The organism is Caballeronia sp. DA-9 (genome assembly GCF_051615025.1).
GTDB classification, from domain to species: domain Bacteria; phylum Pseudomonadota; class Gammaproteobacteria; order Burkholderiales; family Burkholderiaceae; genus Caballeronia; species Caballeronia sordidicola.
The window spans coordinates 1,352,532-1,370,674 of the sequence record NZ_CP195131.1; the positions used below are offsets into that span (position 1 = coordinate 1,352,532).

General features: G+C 55.0%; 20 protein-coding genes. 11 read left to right on the plus strand and 9 right to left on the minus strand.

Annotation, left to right across the window (positions count from 1 at the left end):
• Nucleotides 1-29: 29 nt before the first annotated feature.
• Nucleotides 30-992: a tyrosine-type recombinase/integrase gene (locus ACRWA7_RS06055; RefSeq protein ID WP_438390483.1), complete on the plus strand. Its 963-nt coding sequence runs from the start codon at nucleotides 30-32 to the stop codon at nucleotides 990-992.
• Here ACRWA7_RS06055 and ACRWA7_RS06060 read toward each other — a convergent pair.
• The 3 genes from ACRWA7_RS06060 to ACRWA7_RS06070 form a co-directional block, all read right to left on the minus strand.
• Nucleotides 973-1,197 carry a hypothetical protein gene (locus tag ACRWA7_RS06060; protein ID WP_438390484.1) on the minus strand — a complete coding sequence of 75 codons (225 nt, stop codon included), beginning with the start codon at nucleotides 1,195-1,197 and terminating at the stop codon, nucleotides 973-975. The two genes, ACRWA7_RS06055 and ACRWA7_RS06060, sit on opposite strands and share 20 nt — an antisense overlap.
• A gap of 261 nt (nucleotides 1,198-1,458) precedes the next feature.
• Nucleotides 1,459-2,517 (minus strand): DMT family transporter, encoded by a 1,059-nt coding sequence (locus ACRWA7_RS06065; RefSeq protein WP_438390485.1) that lies wholly within the window; start codon nucleotides 2,515-2,517, stop codon nucleotides 1,459-1,461.
• Nucleotides 2,518-3,593: 1,076 nt separating this feature from the next.
• A complete protein-coding gene (locus tag ACRWA7_RS06070; protein ID WP_438390486.1) occupies nucleotides 3,594-4,052 on the minus strand; it encodes a MarR family winged helix-turn-helix transcriptional regulator in 459 nt (152 codons plus the stop codon).
• 253 nt (nucleotides 4,053-4,305) lie between these two features.
• Here ACRWA7_RS06070 and ACRWA7_RS06075 point away from each other — a divergent pair, with 253 nt between their 5' ends.
• The gene (locus ACRWA7_RS06075; RefSeq protein WP_438391059.1) at nucleotides 4,306-4,593 is read left to right on the plus strand and encodes a DoxX family protein; all 288 of its coding nucleotides are present in this window, start codon (nucleotides 4,306-4,308) and stop codon (nucleotides 4,591-4,593) included.
• A 273-nt stretch (nucleotides 4,594-4,866) separates the two neighbouring features.
• On the opposite strand, the gene ACRWA7_RS06080 is transcribed toward ACRWA7_RS06075, so the two are convergent.
• Both ACRWA7_RS06080 and ACRWA7_RS06085 read right to left on the minus strand, forming a co-directional pair.
• Nucleotides 4,867-5,493, minus strand: a complete 627-nt coding sequence (locus ACRWA7_RS06080; protein ID WP_438390488.1) for a LysE family translocator — start codon at nucleotides 5,491-5,493, stop codon at nucleotides 4,867-4,869.
• Nucleotides 5,494-5,792: 299 nt separating this feature from the next.
• Nucleotides 5,793-6,068, minus strand: coding sequence for a DUF2164 domain-containing protein (locus tag ACRWA7_RS06085; RefSeq protein ID WP_438390489.1), 276 nt, complete (start codon nucleotides 6,066-6,068; stop codon nucleotides 5,793-5,795).
• A gap of 529 nt (nucleotides 6,069-6,597) precedes the next feature.
• Between ACRWA7_RS06085 and ACRWA7_RS06090 the strand changes: the two genes are divergently transcribed.
• Genes ACRWA7_RS06090 through ACRWA7_RS06100 form a run of 3 tightly spaced genes read left to right on the plus strand, consistent with a single transcriptional unit; the run spans nucleotide 6,598 to nucleotide 7,493 of the window.
• Nucleotides 6,598-6,843: a hypothetical protein gene (locus ACRWA7_RS06090; protein WP_438390490.1), complete on the plus strand. Its 246-nt coding sequence runs from the start codon at nucleotides 6,598-6,600 to the stop codon at nucleotides 6,841-6,843.
• A gap of 22 nt (nucleotides 6,844-6,865) precedes the next feature.
• A complete protein-coding gene (locus tag ACRWA7_RS06095) occupies nucleotides 6,866-7,375 on the plus strand; it encodes a tyrosine-type recombinase/integrase (protein ID WP_438390491.1) in 510 nt (169 codons plus the stop codon).
• Nucleotides 7,284-7,493: a tyrosine-type recombinase/integrase gene (locus tag ACRWA7_RS06100; RefSeq protein ID WP_438390492.1), complete on the plus strand. Its 210-nt coding sequence runs from the start codon at nucleotides 7,284-7,286 to the stop codon at nucleotides 7,491-7,493. The genes ACRWA7_RS06095 and ACRWA7_RS06100 overlap by 92 nt, the downstream gene beginning before the upstream one ends.
• A 635-nt stretch (nucleotides 7,494-8,128) precedes the next feature.
• Here the strand turns inward: ACRWA7_RS06100 and ACRWA7_RS06105 are convergent.
• Nucleotides 8,129-8,545 (minus strand): response regulator, encoded by a 417-nt coding sequence (locus ACRWA7_RS06105; protein ID WP_438390493.1) that lies wholly within the window; start codon nucleotides 8,543-8,545, stop codon nucleotides 8,129-8,131.
• Between the two features lie 362 nt (nucleotides 8,546-8,907).
• On the opposite strand from ACRWA7_RS06105, the gene ACRWA7_RS06110 reads away from it, so the two are divergent.
• Complete coding sequence (locus tag ACRWA7_RS06110) at nucleotides 8,908-11,268, plus strand: putative bifunctional diguanylate cyclase/phosphodiesterase (RefSeq protein ID WP_438390494.1); 2,361 nt, start codon at nucleotides 8,908-8,910, stop codon at nucleotides 11,266-11,268.
• Nucleotides 11,269-11,374: 106 nt separating this feature from the next.
• Here ACRWA7_RS06110 and ACRWA7_RS06115 read toward each other — a convergent pair whose 3' ends face one another.
• From ACRWA7_RS06115 to ACRWA7_RS06125, 3 genes are all read right to left on the minus strand, one after another.
• The gene (locus tag ACRWA7_RS06115; protein ID WP_438390495.1) at nucleotides 11,375-13,054 is read right to left on the minus strand and encodes a response regulator; all 1,680 of its coding nucleotides are present in this window, start codon (nucleotides 13,052-13,054) and stop codon (nucleotides 11,375-11,377) included.
• Complete coding sequence (locus tag ACRWA7_RS06120; RefSeq protein ID WP_438390496.1) at nucleotides 13,026-13,820, minus strand: ATPase domain-containing protein; 795 nt, start codon at nucleotides 13,818-13,820, stop codon at nucleotides 13,026-13,028. Before ACRWA7_RS06120 ends, ACRWA7_RS06115 begins: the two co-directional genes overlap by 29 nt.
• A gap of 200 nt (nucleotides 13,821-14,020) precedes the next feature.
• Entirely contained in the window at nucleotides 14,021-15,553 is a 1,533-nt protein-coding gene (locus ACRWA7_RS06125; RefSeq protein ID WP_438390497.1) for an IS3 family transposase, read from the minus strand.
• Here ACRWA7_RS06125 and ACRWA7_RS06130 point away from each other — a divergent pair.
• The 5 genes from ACRWA7_RS06130 to ACRWA7_RS06150 all read left to right on the plus strand — a co-directional run bounded on the left by ACRWA7_RS06130 (nucleotide 15,552) and on the right by ACRWA7_RS06150 (nucleotide 18,049).
• Nucleotides 15,552-15,884, plus strand: a complete 333-nt coding sequence (locus tag ACRWA7_RS06130; RefSeq protein ID WP_438390498.1) for a hypothetical protein — start codon at nucleotides 15,552-15,554, stop codon at nucleotides 15,882-15,884. The two genes, ACRWA7_RS06125 and ACRWA7_RS06130, sit on opposite strands and share 2 nt — an antisense overlap.
• A 506-nt stretch (nucleotides 15,885-16,390) precedes the next feature.
• Nucleotides 16,391-16,897: a hypothetical protein gene (locus ACRWA7_RS06135; RefSeq protein ID WP_438390499.1), complete on the plus strand. Its 507-nt coding sequence runs from the start codon at nucleotides 16,391-16,393 to the stop codon at nucleotides 16,895-16,897.
• Nucleotides 16,898-16,968: 71 nt separating this feature from the next.
• The gene (locus tag ACRWA7_RS06140) at nucleotides 16,969-17,382 is read left to right on the plus strand and encodes a polymer-forming cytoskeletal protein (protein ID WP_438390500.1); all 414 of its coding nucleotides are present in this window, start codon (nucleotides 16,969-16,971) and stop codon (nucleotides 17,380-17,382) included.
• Between the two features lie 100 nt (nucleotides 17,383-17,482).
• Nucleotides 17,483-17,698, plus strand: a complete 216-nt coding sequence (locus tag ACRWA7_RS06145; RefSeq protein WP_438390501.1) for a hypothetical protein — start codon at nucleotides 17,483-17,485, stop codon at nucleotides 17,696-17,698.
• Between the two features lie 162 nt (nucleotides 17,699-17,860).
• Nucleotides 17,861-18,049, plus strand: coding sequence for a CsbD family protein (locus tag ACRWA7_RS06150; RefSeq protein ID WP_438390502.1), 189 nt, complete (start codon nucleotides 17,861-17,863; stop codon nucleotides 18,047-18,049).
• Nucleotides 18,050-18,143 lie beyond the last annotated feature (94 nt).

The window sequence follows — 18,143 nt, forward strand, 5'->3', positions numbered from 1 at the left end:
GGAAAATGCAATTTCAGTATATCTATTTTATGAACGACTTCGATTGGCTAAACGATCCTCAAGCGGCGTACGACGAATGGCAGCGAAACGATGCTGTTGGCGCGGACCGGCGTCCATTCGCTGAACAGTCAATCACTCAACATCGGTCAATGTTCGCGCGGTTCCATCGACACCTCGCGACCCATGGCAAGACGGTGGCCACCTTCGGCGCGGCAGAGATCGACAATTTCTTCAACACGCTTGCCCAGGAGGCGCGCCCAGATACGACGACGCAGCTTCGTTACCTCAAACTCATCGATCGCGTCTCGCGTCACCTCGTGGCAATGGAAGTACGCAAAGACAATCCTGCGTCGTTGATGCTCGTTGGCCAAGCCTGGCCGGAAGCCGAGCCGACTCCGATCTTCCTTTCAGAAACCAACGATAAACGCCTGCAGCTCACGTGCGTCACGGCCGCGGAGTCGACGTTCAAAGAACTCCGAAGCGTGGCGATTGTTGCCATGTTCTTGGGCACTGGAATTACAGCGGCCGAATGCCGCCAACTTGGAGTTGATGATTTAAATGTCGACGGTCTGCGACCTGACGTTTATGTGAAAAAGCGTGGACCGCGCATCGCGCGCCGCGTGCCCCTCGAACCTTTCTGCATCGATATTCTTCGCGAGTATGTCTTAGCGCGCAAAAACATCGCCTGCCCCACAAGCTATCTTTTTATAGCAACAGGGACCGGCAAGCCGATGAAAGATGACACATTGGGCAAGAGTGTCCGAAACGCGCTTGAAAAAATCAAAGTGACGGCGGCCGACATGAGTCCTCGGTTGCTCAGAAACACGTACGGGCGCCGGCGTATCATCGCCGGCTGCACCAACGAGCAAGTCAGCAATCTGCTCGGGCTTTCGAGCCATCGAACTACCGCGAGATTACGTCATACGCTCGAACTTTCTGGGCTGGAGCCCATCGAGGAGTCCAGGAAGACGGTCAATCCGGATTTAAGTTGAGCGGGTTCTTTGCTGTGCGAAGAGCCGACTCAACCTGTGCCACCACTTGCTTGATTGTCCCTTGAAACACCGGTCCACCATCCACCTGCGCAACAACCTGATTTTCAATCACTTGCCATTCGCCGCGGTTCCTGCCGTCGATCATTATCAAACCCCTCTGCGCCGGCGCATAGGCCGTCGCGTAAAGCTCAATCTTGCCAGCCATCCAGCAAACTCCTACTATCGTTCAAGAACAGTTTGACGGGAATTCTAAGACAAGATCGCGGATAGCCAGATTAGAAAGCGTAAACTGCTTGATCACGCGAGCGCAAAAAATCCGAGCGCAATAGGCGGCTGATTCGGCGCATCGACCATTAATCGAGGCTTTGCTGGATAGGGTCCAAGCTCTTAACGACCGACCCACTGCGGTCCTTCAGCTTCATCGTTCTCACGTCCGCTTCTGTGTGCGGAGCAGTCGGATAATTAGTCAATGCGCGTGTCTGTGATGCACATCCGGAAAATGTACATGCGAATGCGTGATTGGCAGGTGCACGTGCCGGTGATTGTGACGCTCGTCACCTGAATACGGAAAATCGTGGTCGTGCTGATGGTGCTCATCGTGGCGGTGCCGATGCGCATGTTCAAGTCGTTCGTGCGTATGGGCATGCTCGTGGCGCTCACGCACGTGCAGCCAGATGCCGAACGCCATGAGCGCAGCGGCTATCCAGAACGAAATCGTCGGCAACTCCGGCCAGAGCGTCAGTGAGAGCGCAACGCCGAACAGCGGTGCGATCGAGAAATAAGCTCCTGTGCGTGCCGTTCCAAGGTTCCGCAGCGCGATCACGAAGAGGACAAGACTCACGCCATACCCGGCCAGACCCGTCGCCATGGCGGCGCCGATGATCGAAACGTTTGGAAACTGTGCACCAGTTACCATTGCAATCGAAAGATTGACTGAACCTGCGATCAACCCCTTGAGACTGGCGATCACCATGGCATCGTTGGCGGAAACCTTGCGTGTCAGGTTGTTGTCGATCGCCCAGCACAAACAGGCGCCCACGATCAGCAGTGACCCTTTCGAGAGACCCTGACTTCCCGGATGCCAGGACAAAAGCACGCCCCCGGCGACGTTGGCCATCATCCCGAGGAAGATCTCTTTGTCGACGTTTTCTTTGAACACAACCCAAGCGATCACAGCCGTGAGTACGCCCTCAAGGTTCAGCAACAGCGAGCTGGTCGCTGCTGGCGTGCTTGACAACCCCAACATCAACAAAGCCGGGCCTGCCACACCGCCCGCCGCGATCGCACCCAGGAGCCAGGGCAATTCAGCCTTGCTGATGCGCTGGGTGTCACCGCTCTCGCCAGCGGCATGCAGGCGACGGATGACGATGCTGGCACCCAGGCCGATACCGCTGCCGAGGTAAAACAGCCCCGCCACCATAAACGCGGACATCGATCCGAGCAGGGCTTTGGCGAGCGGCGTCGCAGCACCGAACAGGGCCGCGGCGGCGAGCGCGGTGAAAATGGCGTTGAAGCGTTGATTCATGGAGTCGATGTTCAAGCTCAGGAAAGCGTTGCCTCCAGTGTATCAAGCCCGAGAGCGGCCACTGATTGCAAGCGTTCGACCGGCCGCTCGTGGCCGCTATATGCCGGCCCGGTACGAGCCGGCATATAGCGAATCGCTGCACCTTTGCCAGATTTGCCCGACGAGTGGGCTTTGGTAGTTCAGCGTCAACTCGCTCGTAAATAGCGTAAGCGCATCCGATTGACGCACTGCGCGTGAATCGGCCAAGTGCTCGCGGGACAACTTTAGCGCGGTTTGTCCAAGCATCACTCGGTCAAGCCAACTCGCCGACATCATGTTCCTCGCCAGCCAGATGCGTGTCGATTCGACGACGTGCTCAACGCGCCAAGTTTTCGTCAAAGCATGCGATGCGAGCGCACTCGTCACCAAATAGCAAAGTAGGTGGGTTCGCGCCGCTGGGCTGATCGACGGTCTTGAGGGTGGCATATTTGATTCGAACTCCGGCAAGGATGACGCGATAAGGTAGGCACATGTTATCGGCACTCGCACGCACGATCCACGACGACATGCGCAGCAATCTTGGCCAAGAACTGAATCTATCGTCCTATCCCCTGTCATTCGCCGTGCAACGGCCTACTTAAAAGAATGGATCGTTCGCCCGGCACATCAAGAGGACCGACAAAGGTCATAAGCGAGCGGTTATGGCCTTGTCGGACCCGACGATGAACTGCCGGAGTCGACCCAACCCGGTCAGACAACTACCTCCAAACCAGCCACTCAGCGGAATCGATGTCCAGCCAACCGGAGCGCCAGGAAACGGCCGCTGGTGAACTCACCCGATCGGCCAAAAGCGGACAGTTATGACCCTTTCCCAGATCAGCGACAAAGTTTTTTGAGCGAATCGGTGGCGACGGAGTGCGTCGATCTCAGCCGTTCGCCGGTCTCATTGGCGGTTATGCCAACACTAGCGATCCGTCGCTATAGCGGAACGATCAAAAACATTAGAAATTTTATTCCTCGGTTGGCAATTTCTTTCTGAATCGAAGCCGGGTGCCATTCCACTCTGGCGATGAGTTACCGAAAACCGGGCGTTTGGCTCATAAGCATAGAGATTGATGCAGCCGAGTTAGTTGCTCAAACACTTGGGTTTGCTCATCGACCGATAGGATATAAAGATTTTGTTTTTCTGCTTGCTTGGCAAACTTTGCAGCGGCCACCAGACAGGCAGCACCTTCGTCTGTAAGATAAAGTGCGCCCGTGTGTCCGCGAGGCGGTCGATCATGCAAAATCATTCCGGCAGTAGAAAGCCGACGAATCAACGTCGTCACCGCCTGCGGTGTTGTAAGAAGCGCCTTTGCCAATGCGCCACTGCTCATTCCTGGGTTCTTGCCGATGTGAGCCAGGGCACTGAACTGAGTTAGGGTAATTCCGGACGCCTGTAAGGCGTGGTCGAGCCGCAAAGTAAGTTGATGACTTACCTTAGCAATCAAATACGTGAGGTGGGCATCAGGGGAGACGTCCGTCTTCCGCGACTTTGAAATTTGACCTTGTTTCATTTTGCAGTCCCCTATGCTGGACAACGTATCAATATATTGATAGCATCAACCATCAACATATTGATAGTTAACATTTTAGGAATTACCATCTTTTAAGCCCATCGCCGTTTTCATCAAGGGCCGCGGCCGACTGTCTTCATTCGCAACACTCGATACCAATGAGTAGTCGAGTAAATAATCAACTATCACGTGGGAACGTTTCGTGAAACACACCACATTTTCGACTGTGATTATTGTGCTTAGCTGTACTTTTATGATTGCGGGCACCGTCAATATCTTTGGCCCGAGAGCGCTGCGTAGCGCCTATGTGGCATGGGGATACCCAGCATGGTTCCATCGCGTCTCGGGCGGCCTAGACTTGTTGGCATCGATGCTAATGATGCCTCCAAGTACAACAAGGTTGGGCCTTGCTTTGGCGCTTGTGATCTGTGCGGCGGCCTTACTTACCCTTGCTCGGCACCGAGAGTGGAAGAAAACGCCATCGAGCCTTTTTTTGTCAGTGCTTGTCGGCTACCTGCTTCTCACTTCCTTTCGTTTTTGAAACATAATTTTTAAGTTCCTGTGTTCCTTTGAATGCCGCACGCTATGTGACCTACCTCACACCCGACGTGATTGCATTGTATGTCCTGTCTCGAACGGCTGCTTAGTAGACTTCCGACCCGCAGTTGGGTCGGGGTGAGCCAATCCGAGCTACGAACTCATCGCCGTAAAGCGGCCACTGGTATTCGGCTGCCCGATAACGGCCGGTCGTCAACGCGAACTCTCGACCCGAAGGGGATACCCCGATTTTCTCAGGCGGCCATTGGCCTCTGGTCTATCGATGTTGGGTGGCGACCTTCATTCCAAGCGCGATAAAGATGGTGCCGACGATTGTGCCTTGCCAACGGCCGATCCAGGACAGACGCTTCACGATGCGGCCCAATGGGCGAATCGAGAAAGCGATCAGGGTGGTATAGAGCGAACTCAATAATACAAAAATAAGCCCCAACACGGCAAATTGGAGAAAGATCGAACCTCTTTCCGGATGCACAAATTGCGGCATGAAAGCGAGAAAAAATAACGCGGTCTTGGGGTTGAGGACTTCTGCGGGGACTGCCTGCAAAAAGGCTTTTCCGGGAGATACGGTTGACACCTTCGGCAGCGAAGAATCATGCGGCTTTTCGAGGATTGCTCGAATGCCGAGATAGATCAGATAGGCGGCGCCTATAAACTTGATCGCGTTAAACGCGAGAGCGGAAGTCATCAACACCGCTGACAGGCCGACAGCTGCAAAGGCAGTATGAATGAAATCTCCCGTGGCTATGCCGAGGCCGGTCATGACTCCCGTTTTGCGGCCTGCCTGAGCGGTACGGCTAAACACGAGAAGCACTGCAGGCCCCGGAATAAGGAAGAGGCCTAAAACGACGGCGATGAAGGTGCCTAGCGTGGAAAGGTCAAACATGATGATTCCGCTGCAGGTTTCAGGAAACGCGTATTGTCGACGACCTGGAGCGAGATGTCGAACGTCTCAAATTGGCCGGACTGATTGAGGCTGTGCCCTAGTGCAATTTGCTCGCCGCAAAGCGGCCACTGAACGAGGGGAAACGAGACGTGGCTGATCAAACTGGATGTTGACGTCGACCGGCGGCTCCTGGCCGTACTGCGTCCGAGGACCGAGCATGTCGCTCGTCTGCGGCCCTTGCACGTCATGTAGCAGCTACGAGCCGCCGTTGAGAATATCCGAGGCGATCATTTACTCACTTACTTGCGCGCCTTCGTTTGAGCTTCGTACTTTTTCCAGTACTCAAACTCATCTTCGTGAACTTCGAAATCAAGTTCCGAGATGCGTTGCAGGAGTCGTTCTTGTGCATCTGCCACAGCTTTGTTGTAGATGCTGGGGCCTATTTCTTCTAGGAAGAAGCCGAGCAGCGCACCGGCAGCAATATTGCCGATGGGCTCCTCCATATTCTCCTTAAAAAATCTCTGAATGGATGCGATCGCATCGGCTCTGACTTCTTTCGACAATTCAATTGTCATGGTCAACGGCCTCGAGGAATTTCCCGCGATTGTTGTTTCACATCGATTCCCTTCCCCTTTACCGGCAAATTCCGTGCGGACTTCAGCAGTTTTCCGCCACGAAGTGTGCCCGAAGGTTCATGCTGCCGTGAGGAGATTTTCGATTATCTAGGCACGGATGTCGAGTGACCGAAACTGGCCGTCTGTGTCTGTCATTGATTGACCTTGGAAACAGCAATAACGTATTGCAGTCCACCAATTACACGGGTTAAATGTTGTCGCGGCGGAACACGGTGCTCAAACCGCCAAAAGTACCTTTCTTTCCTTGCCGCACTCTCGAACGACGATGCACGTCATAGCATAGCGTTCTCATCAAGCAAAGTTGTTTCGCTCGCTGCATCGCGTGGAAGTACCCACGCAGCTTCCGTCACATCCCTGGCAGAAATGCCGATTGCAAATACGTACCGGCAGTCCACTTGTTGAGAGATCACAACGGGCGAATTGATTGCCTTGATTCGCGCCCACGGCGCCGAGCTGCCTGGAGAAAATCATGTCCATCCTGCTGACCCTTCCTGAACGTCAGCAGCGGCTCACGGCTGCTCAGTTTCATCAACTGGCCGATGTACCGCCTGAAGCTGAATGGTTTGCCAACCTTGACAACCCATGTACTCGTCGCGCGTACAAAGTGGATCTGCGTGACTTCATGGATTTCACTTCGATTGTACATCCTGAAGAATTTCGCATCGTCCGGAGCGACCATTCGGCGCAAACTTGCAGCCATATCCTCATTATTTGAATACTTGTGCGAGAAGAACGCTGTGGACTTCAACCCCGTCAAGGGTGCGAAACGGCCGAAGGTCGAGAGCAATGAGGGCAAGACGTCCGCACTAGGCGACCATCGAGCGCGCGTGCTGCTCGATGCGCCCGACCCGACCACGCTTAAAGGAAAACGCGACCGGGCGCTTCTGTCGGTGCTGCTGTATCACGGCCTGCGACGGGAAGAACTTTGCCAACTTAAGGTCCGCGACATCCACGCGCGCCGAGGTGTCCTGCATCTTCGTATCCACGGCAAGGGCAATAAGCTGCGCTACTTACCGCTACACGCCGGCAGCGCCGAGCGCATTCACGCGTATCTCGAAGTCGCGGGCCACGGCGAGATACCCAATGCACCACTTTTTCAGCCGGCACGACGAAAAAACTCGATTGGGGTTGACCGCCGATGGCGTCTACAAGATCGTGCTCGCGTATGCAGCTATCGCACACGTCATACAGGGTTTTGGTGTGCACAGTCTTCGTGCAACAGCGGCGACAAACGCGCTAGAGCATGAAGCCAATATCGCCAAAGTCCAAGAGTGGCTGGGTCACCCCAACATTGCTACAACTCGAATCTATGATCGTCGGAAGAGCCGTCCAGAAGACTCACCGACATTTCGGGTTACTTATTAAATCTATATGCACAAAGATTGACGCATGCCTACATAAAGTTGCCTCGGGCAATGAAATGGCAGCATTATGACTACAGTGTCTCACGCTTTTACCGTCTTTAATTTCGATTAGTGAGCCATTGCTCGCACCTCTTGAGCCGCTCTGCGAGATCTAAGCCGAACGGTCTTAGCAGCAGCACGCTTGCCGCATTGAGTGCTTGCTGTGCTGCAACGCAGTCCGCACGAGTAAGAAGGCGTAACTGCGGGTTAAACCGTTCCCCATCTTTCAGAGTTTCGAGTTGGATGATGATTGCTTTTGTCCGTGGTACCGGATTCATGATGTAAAGGGCATCATTAGCACAGCTGCGTCTTTTGACCATGTTGCAGATCAAAGGGCTTACGACCCAGACCCAACACCTATCAGCCCATAACGTACCCCGGGCGAAGATAACTAATTTATTCCCCCTACTGTCGCCTAGGCAGACAGTGAATTGCTGGGCTGATCAGGCTCGGTTTCAAGTTCACCGATGTCCGGAAGATCTGCTGGGGCATTGGGCGAAGGCGCGTCAGGCAGGGTTATAGGGGAATCTGGGATAGTTGGATCGGACATGACTTCTCCTAAATTCAAAGATACGTGCTACTAGGCAGCCCAAACCCTTAGCGGGACACGGCAGTCTGCATTTCGCCATCAGCCGATACCGGCGTGGTAGGAGGCAAACCGGCGGCTGCTTGCCACTCCCCCAGCACCCGCTCCAGCAAATCAAAGGTGATTGGTTTGTGGAGATATCCATCAAAAGCGGCAAAATCGTCGTTCCCCAAGTCAGCCCGGCCAGTGACGGCGATCATATATGCGTCCTGCGATGCGCCTTCGCTGCGCAGACCCTCGCATGCAACCCTACCGTCGCCATCAGGCAGCTCTACATCGGCCAAAATAAAGTCGAACGGGCATGCGTAAGCAAGTGCGCGGGCGGTCTCACAATCACACGCGACTGTGACAGCGTGTCCCAGTTTTTCGGCGAGTGCAGCAAGGCTGGCCGCAAGATCGTGATCATCATCGAGTATGAGAATGTTCATGAGATATCCGTGGGCGGTGGATAGCAGTGCATAAGTGTTATGCAAAGAGAATGCCCGGAGTACCATCGTGTCATCACGGGTTCCTTCGCAGCACCAATATGCGGAGCGGAGAAACAGGCAACCAACCGACCAACGAACCGTCCCAAAGAATAAGTAGTTATTACATTTCTTTCGACAAAGTTTTTACAACATATAAATCCTTCAAGGTCTGCCAAAAATTGCCGTTACAAAAGTAGGTAGATATGCGATTGCAAATCGTCGGACATTTAAACTAAAAATATTTGATCGACGCCCATACCTCTGACGTGGTTCTCTGCTTTACAACAGACCATTGAGCGTCACGCCCTTCGATCCCCAATTAAATGAATCGCGCATCCAATGCTATCCAGCGTCTAATTCCCAATGTGCCATCACATTTGGCTAGTCGTGTGCGCGTCGAACAGGTGGATACACTCGCAAATCTCGGCGGCGCAATCGGGTTGGTTGGCGTGTTTGCCGCATTTGGGATATTTGCTGCGTTTTGGCATTCCGCTTCCCATGTGTACTTGGTCGGTTTCCTGGCAACGTTCATCACAATTTATGCAGCAGCGTTCCGGCGAAGCCTGATCTGGCGACGGCAGTCGAACCGGAAAGAAATGTCGCATGGCGCTTATCGTGTGCGCAATCTTCACGTGGGCTTGATTGGCCTCCTATGGTCCACAATGCCCGTAAGCCTTGCACCTCACGCCGATTCCAACCAGATCCTTCTCATCGTGTATGTCAGCTCGGGATTAATCGCGTCATCGGTTGTGATCGCACCTACCCTGCTGGCTGCCTTCGCCATATCCATCCCGGTTATGTCCGGCACACTTATCGCCATGCTGATGTCCCGTGGTGAGGCGGGTCCCATGCTCGCGGGCCTGGTAATTGTCTATTCGTCCCTGATTTTCGTAAGCACAATTCACAGTCACCGTGTTTTTATCCAGCGCACCGTCGGACGGATGGAGTTGGAAGAGCAACGGGAGCTCGTTGGGCTCTTATTACGAGACTTCGAGCAGGAATCCAGTGATTGGCTTTGGCAAACCGATGCGGCCCACCGCCTCAATCGCATATCTGACCGAATGATTCAAGCGCTTGGTATCCCGGAAAGCGATCTTCGCGGACAGGAGTTCACACACTTTGTCTCGTCGCTTACCGACGATGAAACCGCAACCTCAGCAGCCCTGACGCATCTACGACAATCATTTGTAAAGCAGGACGCGTTTCGCGATCTCCGGCTGGCGATCAAGCTGCAGGACCGCCATTTTTGGTGGTCGATCACCGGCAAACCAGTTTTTGAAAAAGACGGCGCGTTCAAAGGTTACCGTGGAGTTGGCAGCGATGTCACTGCAGCTGAGGAGTCGCGGCTTCAAATCGCGCACATGGCAAGTCACGATAGTCTGACAGGCTTACCTAACCGTGCGTTTTTCCGTGATGCACTCACCTCGGCGTATCGAAGCTCAAGCGGCCAGTTTGCCTTGCTATGGGCTGATTTGGACGGATTCAAAAGCGTCAACGATACACTGGGTCATCCGACGGGCGACGCGCTACTTATTGCGGTCGCGACCAGATTGCGCGCGTGCGTGCGTTCCGAAGACATAGTTGCACGGCTTGGCGGTGACGAGTTTGCAATTTTGCTTCACGACGTGAACCGGTGCGAGGCGGATGAGCTGGCGAAGAGAGTCATCGATTCAATCAGTGCGCCCTACCATGTCAACGAGATGCGTTTGAGTATCGGCGTAAGTCTCGGGCTAAGCCTTGCGCCGTCGGATGCGAAAAAGCCCGATGACCTCCTCAAAAACGCCGACCTTGCACTATACAAAGCGAAAACCGAGGGACGGGGAACATGGCGCTTCTATGAAGTGGCAATGCTCGAGAGCGCCCAAGAACGTGGCGCTTTACAAAACGATCTGCGCCTGGCGCTCGAGCGCGAAGAGTTCAGTCTCGTGTTCCAGCCCATCATGAATCTGGACTCTGGCTGCGTTTCCTCTGCCGAGGCACTTCTACGTTGGACTCATCCAGAGCAGGGCAACGTACCGCCAGACCGATTCATCAAACTGGCCGAGGAAACGGGGCTTATCATCTCGATAGGGGAATGGGTACTTCATCGTGCGTGTCGGGAGGCAGCGCACTGGCCTGGCCAGGCATGCGTTGCAGTGAACCTGTCGCCCGTGCAGTTTCGCGATACATCGCTATTGAGAACCATTGATGCGGCATTGACCGAAAGCGGCTTGCCGGCTTCGAGACTGATACTTGAAATTACTGAATCGATCTTCCTAGCAGAAGACGAAACAGTTCTTGCCACGCTGCACCACTTGCGCAAGCGTGGGGTGAGCGTCGCATTGGACGATTTTGGGACGGGGTATTCGTCACTCAGTTATCTGCGAAGCTTCCCGTTCGATAAGGTGAAGATTGATAAATCGTTCATCCGGGATATTGCGACCGATGGTGACGCACTAGCCATCGTACGAGCGATCATCGGGATGGCGAAAAGCCTTGGAATGATTGTTGTCGCGGAAGGCGTCGAGACGGACGCGCAGCTCGCGCTCGTGCGTTCCGAGGGGTGTACGCGGGTTCAAGGCTACCTATACAGTCGGCCGCTCGGATGTAAAGACATCAGACTGTACATCACGCGCTTGGCAGTAGATAGCGGCCTGGGCGTCGAACCAACATCAACACTTATTACTGCAACCGGCACTACCTAAACAAAAAACCGCATGCAATGATGCATATGCACGGGAAAATCGACACAGGGTCATTGATCGTGCCGTTTTCAGACGGTGTGTGACCACCGCCATGTCGACACGGTTATTAATCTTGGCTCAGGATCGTCGCGACCCGCTCGATCAATGCATCCATCACAAACGGCTTCGTAAGCAAGTACGAATTTTCGTCGCGTCTATCCTGAAAAAACACCGGCTGTTGTGAATACCCGGTGATAAACAGCACCTTCAATTCAGGCCGGTGGTGGCGAGCCTGCTCGACCATCTCAATCCCGTTCATTCGTGGCATGCCCACGTCGCTTACCGCCATGCTGATTGCCACCTCGGAGCGCAGGATATTCAAACCCTGCACGCCGTCGCTCGCTTCTATGACGGCATAACCTGCATCTTGCAAGATTTCAGCAAGCAACACGCGCACGTCTGAATCGTCATCGACGAGCAAAATCGTCGCTGGTGCTGCGGGTTTGTTCGCACCCAACTCTCCGGTCGGCACTTCTGCCAATGCCCCTTGCGCTTTGAGCTCTGGCAGCCACATCCGCACCAGCGTGCCCGCTCCCACCGTACTTTCAATGGCAGCATGCCCTTGCGATTGACGGGCAAATCCATAGACCATCGACAGCCCCAGACCCGTCCCCTGCCCCATGGGTTTGGTCGTAAAAAACGGATCGAACGCGCGCTCAACGGTCTGTGACGTCATCCCCGCCCCGTTGTCTCTAACAGCAGCGGTTACATACGCACCGGCAGGGAGCCCATAGCGCTTTGCCTGGTGTTCGTCGAAATCAACGCGATCCGTCTCGATCGAGATGATGCCACCTTTCGGCATGGCATCTCGTGCGTTGATACATAAATTCAGCAAGGCATTCTCAAGCTGAGGCGGATCGCACAGCGTCAGAACGGGGTCCGCGTGCAGCTTGGCCTCGACACTGACGGATGGACCCACCGTGCTTTTAACAAGATCGAAAATGTCCAGAACCAGTCGATTCACGTCGATTCGTTTGGGGTCGAGCGTCTGTTGTCGCGAAAATGCGAGCAGTCGGTGCGTTAATGCAGAGGCCCGGTCGGTCGCCCCCGATATGTTTTGTGCATAACGTTCAAGATCAGCAAACTTATTTTGCCGGACCCGAAATTTGATAGCCTCTACACTAGAGCTGATTACCTGCAGCAGGTTATTGAAGTCATGCGCAAGACCCCCAGTCAACTGGCCAATCGCTTCCATTTTCTGCGATTGCCGCAGCGTTGCTTCAACTGCCATCAGTTCCGCCGTGCGCTCCTCGACTCGCCTTTCCAACAAGCGAGCGGCTTCTTCAAGCTCGATCAGATGAGCGCGTGTTTCGCGCTGGCGGGCACGGGCGCATACGATTCCGCGTGCGGCGCTTTCCAGGTCTTCCCGGCGCAATGGCCGGGCAAGCAACGTTACGTTACCCAACCCCTCAAAAAGAGCCCACCGGTTGCGGCTACTTGCCCGATGCCCTGCTACCGTCAGAATGATGACCGGCAAGTCCGACCATACGGGCTGAAGACGAAGCGCACTTGCCAACGACGCGCCGTCCGACAGCGCTTCCTCAGCCACCATCAGGCCAGAAACGATGTTGCTCTCAATGCCACTGAGTTGGGTGCCAAGCTCATCGATCGCCGACAAGACATGTGTCTTCAGCCCGATAGCAGCAATGACTTGTTCAATCGTATCGGCATCCGCGCCCGAAGGCGCGCAGATCGCAATGCTACCGACCAAATCATTCTTAGCGTTCGATGTTTGAGCTGTTATCAAGTAGTTCCTCGGAAGCACCAGTGTAATTAGGTACGCCTGTGAAGATACCGCGTAATGACGCTATAGCGGGTCCGATTCGCATGCCGCCTGATGTCAGCTGGTACTCGTGAATTGCCATGTCATGAGGCCCTGTGCGCCGCTCGATAACGGCAAGTGCACGCCTCAATTTACCGGCCGCTTCAAAAAAACGACATAACATGACCGTGTCGCTTAGAAAGCTCAGGTCAAGCGGATTCTCAACGTCACCCACCACCCCTTGCTGCGCGAGAACGAGGATCGTGATAATTCCTCGTTTGTTTAGATAACTTAGTAACTCGTGCAAGTGGATAATCAGCGACTGCTCCTCCGGCATCGTGTTCAAGTAAGAATTGATGCTGTCGATCACAACAACGCGCACGTTTCGATCTTCAATGTCTCGCCGCACTTGCCACACGAACTCGCCGGGTGAAATTCGCGAAGGATTGACCCGCCTCCAGAAGAATTTTTCCTTTCGCACAGCATCCTCCGCGTTCAAACCCATCGACTCATTTCGACGCACGAAGGTTTCATAAGTCTCGTCGAACGAAAAATAGCTTGCTGCGTCCCCGGCGTTGGCTGCTGAAAGCACGTAGCTCATGGCGATCGTCGACTTCGCCGCGCCCGACGGGCCGACGAGCATAGTCGTCGTCCCACGGTCTAATCCTTCGGGGAACATTTTGTTCAAGTCATCAAAAACGCTGTCTAACGGCTCGCCCTGCACATCACTTTCGTGTTCTTCGGCGATCAAGCTCGGAAACACGAGAACCTCACCCGTGATCAGCGCGTAATCGTGTCAACCGCTCATAAAGTTAACGCCGCGCATTTTTGCGATGCGCATGCGCCGCCGTGCAGCGCCGTAATTTCGCTCGAAGATTTCCAGGTCAATCACGCTGTGTACGAAGTTATGAAGTTCGCCTGTTGGGGGGTGCGGATAAAAACTTGGACTGTTTAAGCGACAAATCCCAGACTTTTCCGGTACTCAACTGGGCTAAGTGAGCCCAGCGAGATTTTGATCCGCTTTTCGTTGTACCACCGGATATAGGTATCCAGCGCGCTGATGAATTGCTCAATCGTAATCGACTGCCAGTTTCGCGGATAGAACAGCTCGTTCTTCAATCGACCAAAGAAACCTTCGCACGCTGCATTATCCGGCGAATACCCCTTGCGTGACATCGAGCGCACCAGTTTTGCGTTGGCGATACGGGAGATCCAGCCTGGCCAGCGATAATGCGCACCGCGGTCGGAATGCACAATAGGTCGGTCATTTCCGGATGCGACCGTCTCGACAGCTGCATCGAGCATTGAGTTCACAAGGTCTGCGTCGGGGCGCGTACCGATCGCCCAGCTGACGACCATTCCATCGAAGCAATCGATCACGGGTGACAGATACACCTTACCGGCGGGAAGCTGAAACTCGGTTATGTCCGTAAGCCACTTCTCGTTTGGCGCAGCAGCCCGGAAGTCACGATTGACGATATTGTCGGGCGCAGGGCTGATCTCGCCCAGATAAGAACCGTAGCGACGACGCTTCGGTGTGCTCGCAACCAGACGTTCCTGCTTCATCAGACGTTGAACAACCTTCTCCGAAATCATGAGGTGTTGCCTGCCTAGCGACGCCTGAATGCGTCGATAGCCATAGCAGCGATGATTGTCTTCAAAAATGTCTGCGATAGCACGACGTACCTCAACATACTTGTCCGTAGCCTCAAGCCGTGCCCGATGGTAGAAGTAGGAACTGCGTGCCAGGCTCACTTCTCTCAGCAAATCCGGAATGCCATATGTTAGTTTCAGGGCATCAACCAGTAGTGTCTTCTCCCGATTGCTCAGGGACTTCCGGTCGATGCCCACGTCTTTTTTTAGGATTTCATTTGCCGCCTTCAGGATGTCCTGCTCAAGCTGCAGTTGTCGCACCTGGCGTCGTAATTCCTCGAGCTGCTGTTCCAGTGCTTCGCGCTCAGGAACGGACGGCTTATCGTGATGGTGCTTCATGGATGCAGGAGCCTCGCGGCCGAGTAGCTGGTTCTTCCAGTTGTACAACGTTGGCCTGCAAACGCCAAGCTGTTGCGCTATCGCCTGCGCACTTTCCCGTCTTGCACACAGTGCGATAACAGCTGCCTGCTTGAGTCCCGGTGATGCTGCTTCGGATCGACCGACGACACGCGTATGCTCTTCAGGCGTCAGTTCTCGTATCCAGGCGTGAAGTGATGCGCGGCCGGGATAGCCCAATGCCCTGAGTGTCCAGGAGATGCAGCGACCCTGCTTGAGATAGTGTTCAACAGCGAGCTGCTTCTGCTTCTGTGAATATTTCGGCTTTGAACGTGCGTAACCAGCAGGCAGATCAAGACTCCGTTCAAATTCCCGGTGCCAGCTTTTGAGAGAATTCTTGGTCGGGTAGCCAAGCTGTCGGATGGTCGCAGCGACACGTCGCCCCAATTTGATGTACAGCCTGACGGCACGGATGCGGTCTTCGTATGAATACATGAACTACCTCCTGGTAGTCCAAGATTTTGTCCGCACCCCCCAACACGCATGGGCGAAGACTCGACCAGGACGCAATATTTCGATCGCGCCCGCGACCATCACGCTTGAAATCAAGCACGCCTCATCGGGACGGCTTGTCTGCCTCCTTTGGAAGTACGACCATCTGTTCAAGGCCACGCTGGAAAGTTTGCATAACCGGACCGTCACAGCAACTCAGCGCAAGCAATTACTTGATGCTGCTGCGCGAATAAACCAGATAAAAGTGATCTGCATGACGGACAACGACCGATACGCGCCAGAAGGCGTTCTGTTACCCGACCCAGATCGCTAACTGACCAGCATCGTAATAAGCTCGCGCCTTGACCGCTCCGCGCGGTCGGTAAGCTCATATCAAGACAACGAACACGAGGTCCGCTATGAATTTACGGGATATCCAACGCCTGCATGCGCAATTCGCGCCCGACATGACCACCATTGATTTGCCGCGGAAAATCGCAGCGCTCCCAGCACCGGCCCATATCGGCGGCCATGACGTCGCCCCGACCATGCGCTGGCGATGGGCCCAGACTGGACCCCTCGTGCGTTTGACCATTCTTGCAGCGGCCGCTGCTGTCGTTGTGGGGATGGCCGGCATGGGTGCTGCGACGATTTACAAAGCGTTAAGCAGCTCACAAAAGTCAACACCTGTCTCAGCGACGGCCCCTGCGAATACACAGGCCTCTGCCTGCTAACAAGACCGGAGCCGATGCTAAGCAAGTCAAGGAGATTGATGCGGCGGCAGCGCAACCTGTGATGAATGCGCCCGGACTCACTTCGAGTGACCTCACAGGCGCCTCAATGTTGGGGCTGACAACCGATCAATTCCGAAAGTCGCTGAAGGCGAGCGGCACGCCGACTCAGGCGGCGAGCTCGGCGCCGACACCCGTGCAGTTGACGGGCGAGTCTGAGCGCGCCGCGCTCTCCCCCATCCACCGCAGCACTTCGCGCAGCAGCATCGCACCGACTGTCGCCCCGACGTCGATCCCCAGTGCGACGATGAACGCGCCCGCGCTGGCGGTTTCACCCGCTCCTGCTTCCGTAGCAAAGCCAGCGGATGCTGTCGTCGTGCAACAAGTACCTCAGCAAGCGGTCAGCGTTGTGCCCGTTGCGGCGAGCGAAGCGACTCCAGTTGTCAGCACAACATCCGCCCCAACCGCAACGAAACAGACGCATCCGGCCCGTCATCGGATCTCGAAGCCGCGCGTCGAACAGGAAAGCGTCGCTGAGCCGACTACGCCAACACGCGCTGTCACGCCATCTGCTCCGGCGAGCCGGACAGGATCGAACGAAGTACAGATGTTCTAGGGAGTTTTTTAGCCATGAAAAACGAACTTAGTATCACCCTCATCGCCCCCGGCTAAGCAATCAACGGCGACATGATTGTTGATCATGGCGTCAGTTGCTTTGGCTTGTGCGCGGGCAGCGTGATCTCGACGCGGGGCTTGCTGCATATCGGCGGAGGCGGCCTGGTCAAGGGCAGCACGCAAGGCGAACACGTACGCATCGACGGCCGTGTCGACGGTAACGTCCACGCCCGCGATTCGCTCGAAGTCAACGGACACGTATCCGGCGACATCCTGTACCGCGGCACGATTCGCTTGGGGCCCGACGCGTCGCTTAACGGAGCGCTCAAGCGCGTTGCTCGAATGTTGACGATCGAGGTGGCTCCCGCAAGCGACTCGCCACGGCAAGAAGCGGCCGCCGCACCTGCGCCGACCGGCGCTGTTGTCGGCGCCGTGGACAAGACGGATTCGAATGTAACTGAGCTCCACCGCACTGCAGCGTTCTGAACCGTGCCCTATCAAACGGAACAGTAAGGCTGCGTGCGCGACGATCCGACAAGAAAGACATGCCGTGGATCGCGGCCCCTCACATTTGGCCGCAATCACGATGACCACAAAACCCGAAACCGACTACAGATGCGACATCTGGGAAGCCGCAGCGCAGGAAGCGGCGTTTGCGGATCTGTGCTTTTGCATGCGCTCGGACGGTCGGTTTATCAACCGCCATGCGATGCCTGAAACAGTTGTCCACCGCAGCCCGTTCGTTTTGCCCGAAACGTTTTTGACTGACCTGTTGGAAAAGGCCTTGCATTTGTCTGACTAGGGTTTATACTTAATTTGTCTCCTCCATGTCGCCGCTGATATGGATTGTGCCCGCCACCTGAGCGGGCTTTTTTTCGCCTCGTGTGTCGATTCATCGGGATCGCTTTTTGCACCTCTTTCTTCGCTGCCAAAATCAGGCGTATAACCGAAACGGAGGTTTGCTATGAATAAGGACCAAGTGAAGGGCGCTGCAGAGAAGGTGAAGGGCAAGGTGAACGAGGCTGTGGGCAACGCCACGGACGATCCAAGCCAAAAGGCGAAAGGCCACCTACAGCAGGGCGCCGGCGAGGCGCAGAAACAATATGGCGATCTGAAAGAAGACGTGAAGGATGCACAAAAGCGCACGCCGTAAGCGCTTTTTGTTTGTGAAAAAAACGCCGGGCTCCCGGCGTTTTTCTCCCGCACTGCGCCTAGTCGCACGCGCTATACGCATGGCTCGCGGCCGC

What these genes read in the sequence shown, in the direction of transcription:
- ACRWA7_RS06105 (WP_438390493.1), bottom strand. Translation starts at nt 8,545, where the DNA reads ATGAACATTCTCATACTCGATGATGATCACGATCTTGCGGCCAGCCTT.
- ACRWA7_RS06145 (WP_438390501.1), top strand. Translation starts at nt 17,483, where the DNA reads ATGACCACAAAACCCGAAACCGACTACAGATGCGACATCTGGGAAGCC.
- ACRWA7_RS06125 (WP_438390497.1), bottom strand. Translation starts at nt 15,553, where the DNA reads ATGTATTCATACGAAGACCGCATCCGTGCCGTCAGGCTGTACATCAAA.
- ACRWA7_RS06085 (WP_438390489.1), bottom strand. Translation starts at nt 6,068, where the DNA reads ATGACAATTGAATTGTCGAAAGAAGTCAGAGCCGATGCGATCGCATCC.
- ACRWA7_RS06070 (WP_438390486.1), bottom strand. Translation starts at nt 4,052, where the DNA reads ATGAAACAAGGTCAAATTTCAAAGTCGCGGAAGACGGACGTCTCCCCT.
- ACRWA7_RS06065 (WP_438390485.1), bottom strand. Translation starts at nt 2,517, where the DNA reads ATGAATCAACGCTTCAACGCCATTTTCACCGCGCTCGCCGCCGCGGCC.
- ACRWA7_RS06110 (WP_438390494.1), top strand. Translation starts at nt 8,908, where the DNA reads ATGAATCGCGCATCCAATGCTATCCAGCGTCTAATTCCCAATGTGCCA.
- ACRWA7_RS06140 (WP_438390500.1), top strand. Translation starts at nt 16,969, where the DNA reads ATGATTGTTGATCATGGCGTCAGTTGCTTTGGCTTGTGCGCGGGCAGC.
- ACRWA7_RS06130 (WP_438390498.1), top strand. Translation starts at nt 15,552, where the DNA reads ATGAACTACCTCCTGGTAGTCCAAGATTTTGTCCGCACCCCCCAACAC.
- ACRWA7_RS06080 (WP_438390488.1), bottom strand. Translation starts at nt 5,493, where the DNA reads ATGTTTGACCTTTCCACGCTAGGCACCTTCATCGCCGTCGTTTTAGGC.
- ACRWA7_RS06055 (WP_438390483.1), top strand. Translation starts at nt 30, where the DNA reads ATGAACGACTTCGATTGGCTAAACGATCCTCAAGCGGCGTACGACGAA.
- ACRWA7_RS06090 (WP_438390490.1), top strand. Translation starts at nt 6,598, where the DNA reads ATGTCCATCCTGCTGACCCTTCCTGAACGTCAGCAGCGGCTCACGGCT.
- ACRWA7_RS06060 (WP_438390484.1), bottom strand. Translation starts at nt 1,197, where the DNA reads ATGGCTGGCAAGATTGAGCTTTACGCGACGGCCTATGCGCCGGCGCAG.
- ACRWA7_RS06150 (WP_438390502.1), top strand. Translation starts at nt 17,861, where the DNA reads ATGAATAAGGACCAAGTGAAGGGCGCTGCAGAGAAGGTGAAGGGCAAG.
- ACRWA7_RS06075 (WP_438391059.1), top strand. Translation starts at nt 4,306, where the DNA reads ATGATTGCGGGCACCGTCAATATCTTTGGCCCGAGAGCGCTGCGTAGC.
- ACRWA7_RS06135 (WP_438390499.1), top strand. Translation starts at nt 16,391, where the DNA reads ATGTTGGGGCTGACAACCGATCAATTCCGAAAGTCGCTGAAGGCGAGC.